Annotated in this window: 10 protein-coding genes; all 10 read left to right on the forward strand. The window is 70.4% G+C overall.

Annotated elements, in window-relative coordinates; all coding sequences use genetic code 11:
• Window positions 1–18: 18 nt before the first annotated feature.
• The 10 genes from hppD to ACGWYL_RS11890 all read left to right on the forward strand — a co-directional run bounded on the left by hppD (window position 19) and on the right by ACGWYL_RS11890 (window position 11,475).
• Window positions 19–1,218: a 4-hydroxyphenylpyruvate dioxygenase gene (gene hppD / locus ACGWYL_RS11845; protein ID WP_269306488.1), complete on the forward strand. Its 1,200-nt coding sequence runs from the start codon at window positions 19–21 to the stop codon at window positions 1,216–1,218.
• Between the two features lie 11 nt (window positions 1,219–1,229).
• On the forward strand, window positions 1,230–2,408 hold the full coding sequence (locus tag ACGWYL_RS11850; RefSeq protein WP_179425084.1) for a homogentisate 1,2-dioxygenase: 1,179 nt from the start codon (window positions 1,230–1,232) through the stop codon (window positions 2,406–2,408).
• Window positions 2,393–3,106: a hypothetical protein gene (locus tag ACGWYL_RS11855; protein WP_269306490.1), complete on the forward strand. Its 714-nt coding sequence runs from the start codon at window positions 2,393–2,395 to the stop codon at window positions 3,104–3,106. Before ACGWYL_RS11850 ends, ACGWYL_RS11855 begins: the two co-directional genes overlap by 16 nt.
• On the forward strand, window positions 3,103–4,251 hold the full coding sequence (gene fahA, locus ACGWYL_RS11860; RefSeq protein ID WP_269306492.1) for a fumarylacetoacetase: 1,149 nt from the start codon (window positions 3,103–3,105) through the stop codon (window positions 4,249–4,251). Before ACGWYL_RS11855 ends, fahA begins: the two co-directional genes overlap by 4 nt.
• Before the next feature lie 20 nt (window positions 4,252–4,271).
• Entirely contained in the window at window positions 4,272–5,156 is an 885-nt protein-coding gene (locus ACGWYL_RS11865; protein WP_395487279.1) for a phenylalanine 4-monooxygenase, read from the forward strand.
• A 33-nt stretch (window positions 5,157–5,189) separates the two neighbouring features.
• Window positions 5,190–6,122: a bifunctional riboflavin kinase/FAD synthetase gene (locus tag ACGWYL_RS11870; protein ID WP_317628311.1), complete on the forward strand. Its 933-nt coding sequence runs from the start codon at window positions 5,190–5,192 to the stop codon at window positions 6,120–6,122.
• Window positions 6,123–6,287: 165 nt separating this feature from the next.
• Window positions 6,288–6,542: a 30S ribosomal protein S15 gene (rpsO, locus tag ACGWYL_RS11875; RefSeq protein WP_179425074.1), complete on the forward strand. Its 255-nt coding sequence runs from the start codon at window positions 6,288–6,290 to the stop codon at window positions 6,540–6,542.
• Window positions 6,543–6,777: 235 nt separating this feature from the next.
• Window positions 6,778–8,991 (forward strand): polyribonucleotide nucleotidyltransferase, encoded by a 2,214-nt coding sequence (locus ACGWYL_RS11880; protein WP_395487280.1) that lies wholly within the window; start codon window positions 6,778–6,780, stop codon window positions 8,989–8,991.
• 202 nt (window positions 8,992–9,193) lie between these two features.
• Window positions 9,194–10,480 (forward strand): ABC transporter substrate-binding protein, encoded by a 1,287-nt coding sequence (locus ACGWYL_RS11885; protein WP_218845803.1) that lies wholly within the window; start codon window positions 9,194–9,196, stop codon window positions 10,478–10,480.
• Window positions 10,481–10,572: 92 nt separating this feature from the next.
• Window positions 10,573–11,475, forward strand: coding sequence for a carbohydrate ABC transporter permease (locus ACGWYL_RS11890; RefSeq protein WP_179425062.1), 903 nt, complete (start codon window positions 10,573–10,575; stop codon window positions 11,473–11,475).
• Window position 11,476 lies beyond the last annotated feature (1 nt).

Here is an 11,476-nt window from a genome sequence, read left to right on the forward strand (position 1 = left end):
GGGTGTGTCCTGAGTCACATGAGCCTCGACCTCACGGATGCCGAACGCCTCGCCCACCTCGACCTCGAGCAGCTCCAGCAGCTCGTCGGACTCGTCGAGCACGACCCCTCGACCGATCCCTTCCCGGTGACCGGCTGGGACGCGATCGTGTGGAACGTCGGCAACGCGACGCAGTCGGCGCACTTCTTCATGTCGGCCTACCGGATGGACCTCGTGGCCTACTCCGGCCCCGAGACCGGCAACCGCGACCACCACGCCTTCGTGCTGGCCAGCGGCGCGGTCCGCTTCGTCCTGAAGGGTGGCGTCGACCCCGAGAGTCCGGTGCTGGACCACCACCGCCGACACGGCGACGGCATCGTCGACATCGCCCTCGAGGTGCCCGACGTGGACACGTGCGTCGAGCAGGCGCGGCGGCAGGGCGCGACGATCCTCGAGGAGCCCCACGACGTCAGCGACGAGCACGGCACCGTGCGGATGGCTGCGATCGCCGCCTATGGCGAGACTCGCCACTCGCTGGTCGACCGCAGCCGCTACTCGGGCCCCTACCTGCCCGGCTACGTCGAGCGGACGTCCACGATGAAGCGTCCCGAGGGCGCGCCGAAGCGCATCTTCCAGGCGCTCGACCACGTCGTCGGCAACGTCGAGCTGGGCCACATGGACGAGTGGGTCGACTTCTACAACCGGGTCATGGGCTTCACCAACATGGCCGAGTTCGTCGGCGACGACATCGCCACGGAGTACAGCGCCCTGATGAGCAAGGTGGTCGCCAGCGGCAACCACCGCGTGAAGTTCCCGCTCAACGAGCCCGCGATGGGCAAGAAGAAGTCGCAGATCGACGAGTACCTGGAGTTCTACGGCGGCCCGGGCGCCCAGCACCTGGCGCTGGCCACGAACGACATCCTCGCGACGGTCGACTGGCTGCGTGACGCCGGCGTCCAGTTCCTCGACACGCCCGACTCGTACTACACCGACCCCGCGCTGCGGGAGCGGATCGGCGAGGTCCGCGTGCCCATCGAGGAGCTGCAGCGTCGCGGCATCCTCGTCGACCGCGACGAGGACGGCTACCTGCTGCAGATCTTCACCAAGCCCGTCGGCGACCGGCCCACGGTCTTCTTCGAGCTCATCGAGCGCCACGGGTCGCTGGGCTTCGGCAAGGGCAACTTCCAGGCGCTGTTCGAGGCGATCGAGCGCGAGCAGGCCCGGCGAGGGAACTTCTAGGACGGTCGGACATGGCCCACTACCGCAGCGCGGGGCTGGTCCCGCCGAAGCGCCACACCCAGCACCGGGCGCCCGACGGCTCGCTCTACCGCGAGGAGCTGATGGGGGAGGAGGGCTTCAGCTCGGACTCCTCCCTGCTCTACCACGTGGGCGTGCCCTCGGCGATCGTCGAGGCGCGCACGTGGCAGCTGCCCGACCAGGCGACGACGCCGAACGAACCCCTGCTCCCGCGGCACCTCAAGCTGCACGACCTGTTCACCGACGCCGAGCGCGACCTCGTGCGCGGCCGGCGGCTCGTGCTGGGCAACGGCGACGTGCGGATCTCGTACGCCGTGGGCGCCGAGGCCTCACCGCTCTACCGCAACGCCACGGGGGACGAGTGCGTCTTCGTCGAGGCCGGCAGCGGCGTGCTCGAGACCGTGTTCGGGCACCTCGCGTTCGGGCCGGGCGACTACCTGCTGGTGCCGCGCGCGACGACGCACCGCTGGGTGCCCGACGGCCCCGTCCGCGCCTACTGCATCGAGGCGAACAGCCACATCGGTCCGCCGAAGCGCTACCTCTCGCGCTACGGCCAGCTGCTGGAGCACGCGCCCTACTGCGAGCGCGACCTGCGTGGACCCGGCCAGCCGGAGGTGCGCGACGAGACCGACGTCGAGGTCTACGTGAAGCACCGTGGCTCGGGCCCGGGCGGGCTCTCGGGGTCGGTGCACGTCGTGCCCCGGCACCCGTTCGACGTCGTCGGGTGGGACGGCTGCCTGTACCCCTACGCGTTCAACGTCGCCGACTTCGAGCCGATCACCGGCCGTGTCCACCAGCCGCCGCCGGTGCACCAGGTGTTCGAGGGGAACAACTTCGTCATCTGCAACTTCGTGCCGCGCAAGGTCGACTACCACCCGCTGGCGATCCCGGTGCCGTACTACCACTCGAACGTCGACTCCGACGAGATCATGTTCTACGTCGACGGCGACTACGAGGCGCGCAAGGGCTCGGGCATCGGCAAGGGCTCGATCTCGGTGCACCCGGGCGGGCACTCGCACGGCCCGCAGCCCTCGGCGATCGAGGCGAGCCTGGGTGCCGAATCCTTCGACGAGCTGGCCGTCATGGTCGACACGTTCCGACCGCTCGAACTGGGCGAGGGCGGCCGCGCGGTGGACGACGGCGTCTACCACCTGTCGTGGGGGCGCTCGTGACGGCGGCGTTCGACGCGTTCTTCGACGACGCCGCGATCTTCCCGCCGGGCGACGCGCCCGTGGACGTCGCGGTCAAGGACCACCTGGCGCGCGCCGGAGCCGGGGACGGCGTGCACGTGGGACCGCTCGTGTGCGACGTCCCACGCCTGCCCGCGCTCCTCGACGCGGCGGTCCGTCCGGTGCGCGTCTCGGTGGTGGGCACCGCGGAGGAGCTCGCACCGGCGCTCCGCGCGCTGATGGGCACGCCCGTCGAGCCGGTCGCGGCCGAGGTGCGCGGACCGATCCACCTCCTGCCCGACCTGCCGGTGCACCAGATCGCGGTCGAGATGCCCTGGGGAGCGGGGTTCCGTGTTCCTCCGGGGGCGGTGCTGAAGCTGCGCTGCGGGGGCGCGTACGTGCCGACCCCGGAGGAGCTCGGGACCGCGATCGTCCACTGCGTCGAGCACGGCCGGCCGTTCAAGCTGACGGCCGGCCTGCACGCGGCGATCGCGCACGACGGCGCCCACGGCTTCGTCAACGTCATGGCGGCGGTCGTCGCGGCGCACCACGGCCAGGACCCCGTCCCGGTGCTCACGGCGGCGGCGGACGACCTCGACCTCGAGTCCCTGGGCGAGGCGCGCCGGCTGTTCCGCTCGGTGGGCACGTGCAGCATCGACGAGCCGCTGGGCCACCTGCGCGCGCTGGGCCTGCTGCGATGACGGACTTCGGGACGACGACGCTGCCGTACTGCAGCTTCACCGCCGACGATCTCGACGGACCGCGGGTGGGCGTGGGCGTCGGCGAGGGCGTGCTGGACCTGACCGGGCTCGCCCCGGCGCTGCTGCCGGACCTGGCCCCCCTGTTCGCCGACGGCACCCTCGATGCGCTGCTGGCGACCGACCGCGAGACGTGGTCGGTCGTCCGGACCGCCCTCCTCGAGCACGTCTCGGGCTCCCCGGAGGTGCGCGACGCGTCGGGCGTCGAGCTCCGCCTGCCCTTCACCGTGGCCGACTACGTGGACTTCTACGCCTCGCGCCACCACGCGACGAACGTCGGCCGGATCTTCCGTCCCGACGGCGAGCCGCTGACGCCGAACTGGAACCACCTGCCGATCGGCTACCACGGCCGCGCGGGCACGGTCGTCGTCTCGGGCACGCCCGTCCGGAGGCCCTCGGGCCAGGTGCGGTCCGCTGACGGCACGATCTCGTTCGGGCCGAGCGCGAGGCTCGACATCGAGGCCGAGGTCGGCTTCGTCGTCGGCACCGGCACGGCCCTGGGCGAGTCGGTGCCGATCGGCCGCGCCGAGGACCACCTGTTCGGCGTCTGCCTCGTCAACGACTGGTCGGCGCGCGACATCCAGGCGTGGGAGTACGTGCCGCTCGGCCCGTTCCTGGGCAAGTCGTTCGCGACGTCGGTCTCTCCGTGGATCGTGCCCTGGGAGGCGCTCGCGGACGCGCGGATCGATCCACCACGACCCGAGGCGGACCTTCAGGACTACCTGCTGCCGGCGGGACACGGACTGGACCTCGAGCTCGAGGTCGCCGTCAACGGGACGGTCGTGGCGCGACCACCGTTCCGGACGATGGGCTGGACGCCGGCGCAGATGCTGGCGCACCTGACCGTGAACGGCGCGTCGCTGCGCCCGGGCGACCTGTTCGCCTCGGGGACGGTGAGCGGACCCGAGCGCGACCAGGTGGGCTCGCTGCTCGAGCTGACCTGGAACGGGACCGAGCCGCTGCGGCTCGACGACGGCTCCGAGCGCGGCTTCCTGCGCGACGGCGACCGCGTCGTCATCGCTGCGGTGGCCCGCACACACGACGGCCGAACCCTGCAGCTGGGCGAGGTCGAGGGGATCGTGGCCTGACGGCCACAGGGAGGAGCGAGATGTTCGAGGAAGGGCAGTACTTCGCACCCGTCGTCAAGAAGGGCGACGGCAGCGTGTCCGTGGAGCTGGGGGAGGGCCACCCCGGCCTCGACGACCCGGTCTACCGGGAGCGGCGCGACCGCATCGCCACCGCCGCCGCGCAGTGGCAGCCCGGCGATCCGGCGCCGCTCATCGACTACACCGACGAGGAGCACGAGGTGTGGCGCGTGGTCTGCGCGGACCTGCACGCGAAGCACCGCACCTACGCGTGCCGTGAGTACCTCGACGGCAAGGAGGCGTTCGGCCTGCCCGAGGACCACGTGCCGCAGCTGCACGAGCTGTCGGAGGCCCTCGCGCCGCTGACCGGCTTCGCGTACCAGCCCGCGGCCGGCCTGGTGCCGCTGCGCGACTTCTACGGCGCGCTGGCCGACAAGAGGTTCTGGGCGACGCAGTACGTGCGGCACCACTCGGTCCCGCTCTACACGCCCGAGCCCGACGTGCTGCACGAGGTCGTGGGCCACGGCAACACGCTCGCCGACCGCCGCTTCACCGACCTCTACGAGGCCGCCGGCGCCGCCGCTCGACGGGTGGAGTCCGACGAGGCGCTCGAGTTCGTCAGCAAGGTCTTCTGGTTCACGCTCGAGTTCGGCGTCGTGCACGAGACCGACGGGCTGAAGGCGTACGGCGCGGGCATCCTGTCGAGCCCCGGCGAGATCGAGGAGTTCCGCCAGATGAGGATCCGGCCGCTCGACCTGGCCGACATGGGCACCACCGACTACGACATCACGCACTACCAGGAGGTGCTGTTCGCGGCGTCGTCCTTCGGCCAGGTGCAGGACGTGGTGGGCGGCTTCTGGGACACGTGCACCGACGACTCGATCGCCGCGCTGAGGCTCGCTGCCTGAGAACGCCGGGGCGCCATGTGGCAAAGTGACGCCGTGGCGATCTGGAAGGCGGTCGAGGGAGCTCCCGACACCTCGGTGTCCGAGCCGACGGCCGTGACGATCGGCAACTTCGACGGCGTGCACCGCGGACACCAGGCCCTGCTGGCCGCCACGCGCGCGGTCGCCGGCGAGGTCGCCACCCTCGCCATCACGTTCGACCCGCACCCGGTCGCGATCTTCGCGCCCGACCGCGCGCCGGCCCGGCTGACCACCCTGGAGCGCCGGATCGAGCTGCTGCACGAGCACGGCGCCGACCACGTGCGCGTCCTGGACTTCTCACGGGAGATGGCCGCCTGGTCGCCCGACGAGTTCGTGCGGGCCGTCGTGCTCGACCAGTGCCACGCCCGGGCGGTCGTCGTGGGGGAGGGCTTCCGCTACGGCAGCCGGGCCTCCGGCTCGATCGAGTCGCTCGCGGAGTCCGGGCGCGCCCACGGCTTCACCGCGCAGGAGTCCGCCCTGGCGGGCGACGCCGAGGCCTTCTCGTCCACGCGCGTGCGCGCCGCCGTCGCCGCGGGTGACGTCGAGCAGGCCACGGTGCTGCTGGGCCGCCCGCACGAGGTCGAAGGGGTCGTCGTCGAGGGAGACCGCCGCGGTCGCGAGCTGGGGTTCCCCACGGCCAACGTGCCGGTCGACGACACCTACGCGGTCCCGCCGGACGGCGTCTACGCCACGCGACTGCTGCTGCCCGACGGCACGCGCCTGCCCGGCGCCACCTCGGTCGGCACCAACCCCACCTTCGAGGGGGTCCGCGGACGCCGCGTGGAGACCTACGTGCTCGACCGCGAGGACCTCGACCTCTACGGCTCGCGCGTGCGCGTGGAATTCGTCGCGCGGCTGCGCGAGATGGTGGCGTACACGACGCTCGAGGCGCTCGTGGAGCAGATGCACCGCGACGTCGCGGACGCCCGCGTGGCCCTGCGCTCCTGACCGTGTGGCGATTGGCACCCGTCGTGCCCGCGCTGGTACCCTGATGGTTGCCGTCGAACGGCCACGGACAGAGAGTGCCCCGGTGAACAGGCCCGGGCGCGCCGTGCAACGGACACTCCAAGGAGAAACGTGTCGAAGAAGACCGCTGCCCCCACGGTGGCAAACATGTCGAAGCAGGACATCATCGCCGAGTACGCGACCGCTGAGGGCGACACCGGATCCCCCGAGGTCCAGATCGCGCTGCTCACGGGCCGCATCTCGCACCTGACCGAGCACCTCAAGGAGCACAAGCACGACCACCACAGCCGTCGTGGCCTGCTCCTGCTGGTCGGCCAGCGTCGCCGCCTGCTGAACTACCTGCAGAACAACGACATCGAGCGCTACCGCTCGCTCATCGAGCGTCTCGGTCTGCGCCGCTGAGGACGCGGGCGGTCATCCCCACGGGGATGGCCGCCCGTTCCGCATGCACCACAACTGAAGAAGAACCCACGACGAGGCCGGCGACTGCTCGGTCCTCGGTAGTGGCCCTCGGAGCCTCGGGCGCCGCGGGCCTCGATCGAAGACCGGCACCGGCCCGGGTCCTGTATGCGGACCGCTCCGGCGCAGCCGTCCTCGTCCCGACGAGCAGGGGAGCACCCCTGCAGAAGGGACACACATGTCCGACATCACCTCCGTGGAGACCGTGATCGACAACGGTCGATTCGGTACCCGCACCATCCGTCTCGAGACGGGTCTGCTGGCCCAGCAGGCCGCCGGCTCGGTCTCGGCGTTCCTCGACGACGACACGATGCTGCTCTCGGCCACCACGGCCGGCAAGCACCCCAAGGACCACTTCGACTTCTTCCCGCTGACGATCGACGTCGAGGAGCGCATGTACGCCGCGGGTCGCATCCCCGGCTCGTTCTTCCGCCGTGAGGGCCGCCCCAGCGAGGACGCGATCCTCACGTGCCGCCTGATCGACCGTCCGCTGCGCCCGACCTTCAAGAAGGGCCTGCGCAACGAGGTCCAGGTCGTCATCACGGTCCTGGCCCTCAACCCCGACACCCCCTACGACGTCCTGGCGATCAACGCCGCCTCGGCGTCCACGCAGATCTCGGGCCTGCCGTTCACCGGTCCCGTCGGCGCCACGCGCGTCGCGCTGATCGACGGCCAGTGGGTCGCGTTCCCGACGCACAGCCAGCTCGAGGAGGCCGTGTTCGACATGGTCGTCGCGGGCCGCATCGCGGGCGACGACGTCGCGATCATGATGGTCGAGGCCGAGTCCACCGAGAACACGTGGGAGCTCGTCCAGTCGGGCGTCCAGGCGCCCACCGAGACGATCGTCGCCGGTGGCCTCGAGGCCGCCAAGGTGGCCATCCGTCAGCTGTGCGAGGCCCAGGTCGAGCTCGCGTCCGCGGCCGCCAAGCCGGTCCAGGACTTCCCGGTCTTCCTCGACTACGAGGACGACGCGTACGAGGCCGTCCGCGAGATCGCGACCGCCGACCTCACCGAGGCCCTGACGATCGTCCGCAAGGCCGACCGCGAGGAGCGCGAGTCCGAGATCAAGGCAAACGTCGTCGAGCAGCTCGGCGAGCGCTTCGAGGGTCGCGAGAAGGAGCTCGGCGCCGCGCTGCGCTCGCTGACCAAGTCCCTCGTGCGCGAGCGCGTCCTGCGCGACAAGGTGCGCATCGACGGCCGCGGTCTGGCCGACATCCGCGCCCTGTCCGCCGAGGTCGGCGTGGTCCCGCGCGTGCACGGCTCGGCGCTGTTCCAGCGTGGCGAGACCCAGATCATGGGCATCACGACGCTGAACATGCTCGACCTGGAGCAGAAGCTCGACACGCTCTCGCCCGAGACGACGCGTCGCTACATGCACAACTACAACTTCCCGCCGTTCTCCACCGGTGAGACCGGACGCGTGGGCTCGCCCAAGCGTCGCGAGATCGGCCACGGCGCGCTCGCCGGCCGGGCCCTGCTGCCCGTCCTGCCGTCGCGCGAGGAGTTCCCGTACGCGATCCGTCAGGTCTCCGAGGCGCTGAGCTCCAACGGCTCCACCTCGATGGGCTCGGTCTGCGCGTCCACCCTGGGCCTGCTGAACGCGGGTGTGCCGCTGCGCGCCCCGGTCGCCGGCATCGCCATGGGCCTGATCTCCGGTGAGGTCGACGGCGAGCAGCAGTTCGTCACGCTGACCGACATCCTCGGAGCCGAGGACGCCTACGGCGACATGGACTTCAAGGTCGCCGGCACGCGTGACTTCGTCACCGCCCTGCAGCTGGACACCAAGCTCGACGGCATCCCCGCCGACGTGCTGGCCGGTGCCCTGCAGCAGGCGCACGACGCGCGGCAGACGATCCTCGACGTCATGGCCGAGGCCATCAGCGAGCCCGACGAGATGAGCCCCTACGCTCCGCGGATCATCACGGTGAAGGTCCCGGTCGACAAGATCGGCGAGGTCATCGGCCCGAAGGGCAAGATGATCAACCAGATCCAGGACGACACCGGCGCGAAGATCTCGATCGACGACGACGGCACCGTCTTCATCGGCGCCGAGGGTGGCGACGCGGCCGAGGCCGCGAAGGCCGCGATCAACGCGATCGCCAACCCGACGATGCCCGAGGTCGGCGAGCGCTACCTCGGCACGGTCGTCAAGACGGTCGACTTCGGCGCGTTCGTCTCGCTGCTGCCGGGCAAGGACGGCCTGCTGCACATCAGCAAGCTGCGTGAGCTCAACGGCGGCCAGCGCGTCAACAACGTCGACGACGTCGTCAAGGTCGGCGACAAGATCCAGGTCCAGATCGCCGAGGTCGGCGATCGCGGCAAGCTGTCGCTGGTCCCGGTCGTGGAGAAGGCCGACGAGCCTGCCGAGGCGCAGGAGTCCACCGACGCCTGATCGTCACGCTCGATCCCACGAGGCCCCGCACCGAGAGGTGCGGGGCCTCGTCCCGTTCGGGGGACCCCTCGTCGCCCCATCGGCCCCTGTGGTCGCGAGTTTGGGAGCGCTCCCAAAATTCTCTTGACAGCGGCGTGTGACGCGGACCACACTGCATGGGAGCGCTCCCATGACGGGTGGGGGACTGACGGAAGGCACGACGTTGAATCGCACACGACGGATCGCCGCCTCCCTTGCCGCTGTCGTCGCCCTGGGTGGCCTGGCCGCCTGCGGCGGGAGCGACTCGGGCGAGGACGGGGACGACATCACCTTGCGGGTGAACCTGTTCGGCAAGTTCGGCTACACCGAGGCGTACAAGAAGTTCGAAGAGGCTCACCCGGGCGTCAAGATCGTGGAGACGGCCGAGGGAGATCTCGGCAAGTACAACACCAAGCTCACGCAGCAGATCGCCGCCGGCGGCGACGCGGGCGACGTGGTCGCGATCGAGGAGGGCCAGACGGTCGCCTTCCTCGCGGCCACCGACAAGTTCGTGAACCTGCAGGAGAAGGGCGGCAACGACCTCAAGGACCGCTGGCTGCCGTGGGTGTGGGACAAGGCCACGACCGGCGACGGCAAGACCACGATCGGCTACGGGACCGACGTCGGCGGCCTGGCCATGTGCTACCGCCGTGACCTGTTCGAGAAGGCGGGACTGCCCACCGACCGCGAGGAGGTCGGCAAGCTCTGGCCCACGTGGGACGACTTCATCGCCACGGGCAAGAAGTTCCAGTCCGGCATCGGCGACGACAAGGTCGGGTTCATCGACTCCTCGACGAACACCTACAACTCGATCCTCATGCAGCAGGGCGACCACACCTACTTCGACCGCGAGGAGAACCTGGTGTTCGACACCAACCCCGCGGTGAAGACGGCGTGGGACTACGCGGTGGAGATCACCGAGGCCGACCTGTCCGCGCAGCTCAAGGCGTTCAGCGACGAGTGGAACGCGGGCTTCAAGAACGGCTCGTTCGCCACCGTGGCCTGCCCCGCCTGGATGACCGGCTACATCAAGGACCAGTCGGGCGAGGAGAACGCCGGCAAGTGGGACATCGCCACGGTGCCCGGCGGCGGGGGCAACTGGGGCGGCTCGTGGCTCGCGGTGCCCCAGACCAGCAAGCACCAGGAGATGGCGCTCGAGCTGATCGAGTACCTCAGCGACGAGGAGGGCCAGATGCTCGCCTTCGAGGCCGAGGGACGCCTGCCCTCCCTGCCGGCCCTGTACGACCAGCCCGAGCTGAAGGACGCCACCAACGCGTACTTCAACGAGGCGCCCATCGGCCAGCTGTTCGTGGCCGGTGCCGAGCAGCTCGAGCCGGTCTTCCTCGGCACCAAGAACGTCCCCGTCCGCGACGCGGTCGAGAACGCCCTGCGCAGTGTCGAGAACGGAGAGGTCCCGCCCGCCCAGGGCTGGGACGACGCCTCAGCCGCAGCCGAGAAGGCCGCACGCTGACGCACCCCTGACGCGGCCGGTGTCCGCGCGTTCCTCCAAGGCGCGGACACCGGCTGCCCCTGTTCGGACACCGAGATCGGAGAGGATCAGCCATGGCAACCAAGCGACTCGCACGGCAGCAGGGCGCCGGCCTCGCGTTCGTCTCGCCCTACTTCGTCGTTTTCGCGGTGTTCGGCCTGTTCCCGCTCGTCTACACCGCCTGGGTGTCGATGCACGAGTGGACGCTGCTGGCCGGCAAGGTCGAGTTCATCGGCCTGGACAACTACCGCGAGCTGATGGGCGACACCGCCTTCTGGCGGGCCCTGGTCAACACCTTCGGCATCTTCGTGCTCGCCACCGTGCCCCAGCTGGTGCTGGCCACGGTGCTGGCCCAGATGCTCAACACGCGGCTGCGGGCGCGCACCTTCTGGCGGATGGGCGTGCTGCTGCCGAACGTGGCCTCGGTCGCCGCCGTCGGCATCATCTTCGGCCTGATCTTCGCCCGCGACTACGGCATCGCCAACTGGTTCCTGGGTCTGTTCGGTGTCGAGAACATCGACTGGCGGGCCCACCGCTGGTCGTCGTGGCTCGCGATCGCGACGATGGTCGACTGGCGCTGGACCGGCTACAACGCGCTGATCCTGCTCGCGGCCCTGCAGTCGGTGCCGAAGGAGCTCTACGAGGCGGCCCGGATCGACGGTGCCTCGGCGTGGCGGCAGTTCTGGTCGGTCACCGTGCCGATGCTGCGGCCCACCCTGATCTTCGTGACGATCATCGCCACGATCGGCGGCATCCAGCTGTTCACCGAGCCCTTGCTGTTCAACTCCGGTGCCAACGCCATCTCCGGCGGCAACCGCGGCCAGTTCCAGACCCTGGCGATGTACCTGGTCCAGCAGGCCTTCACCGGCCAGCGGTTCGGCTACGCGTCCACCATCGCCTGGGTCCTGTTCCTCATCATCGCCGTCGTGGCGGCGATCAACCTGCTGCTCCTGCGGCGCATCCGATCGGCGGACTGAC

Origin of the sequence: Aeromicrobium sp. JJY06 (assembly GCF_044069275.1) — a bacterium.
GTDB classification, from domain to species: Bacteria; Actinomycetota; Actinomycetes; order Propionibacteriales; family Nocardioidaceae; genus Aeromicrobium; species Aeromicrobium tamlense.

What these genes read in the sequence shown, in the direction of transcription:
- ACGWYL_RS11850 (WP_179425084.1), top strand. Translation starts at nt 1,230, where the DNA reads ATGGCCCACTACCGCAGCGCGGGGCTGGTCCCGCCGAAGCGCCACACC.
- hppD (WP_269306488.1), top strand. Translation starts at nt 19, where the DNA reads ATGAGCCTCGACCTCACGGATGCCGAACGCCTCGCCCACCTCGACCTC.
- fahA (WP_269306492.1), top strand. Translation starts at nt 3,103, where the DNA reads ATGACGGACTTCGGGACGACGACGCTGCCGTACTGCAGCTTCACCGCC.
- ACGWYL_RS11890 (WP_179425062.1), top strand. Translation starts at nt 10,573, where the DNA reads ATGGCAACCAAGCGACTCGCACGGCAGCAGGGCGCCGGCCTCGCGTTC.
- rpsO (WP_179425074.1), top strand. Translation starts at nt 6,288, where the DNA reads ATGTCGAAGCAGGACATCATCGCCGAGTACGCGACCGCTGAGGGCGAC.
- ACGWYL_RS11865 (WP_395487279.1), top strand. Translation starts at nt 4,272, where the DNA reads ATGTTCGAGGAAGGGCAGTACTTCGCACCCGTCGTCAAGAAGGGCGAC.
- ACGWYL_RS11880 (WP_395487280.1), top strand. Translation starts at nt 6,778, where the DNA reads ATGTCCGACATCACCTCCGTGGAGACCGTGATCGACAACGGTCGATTC.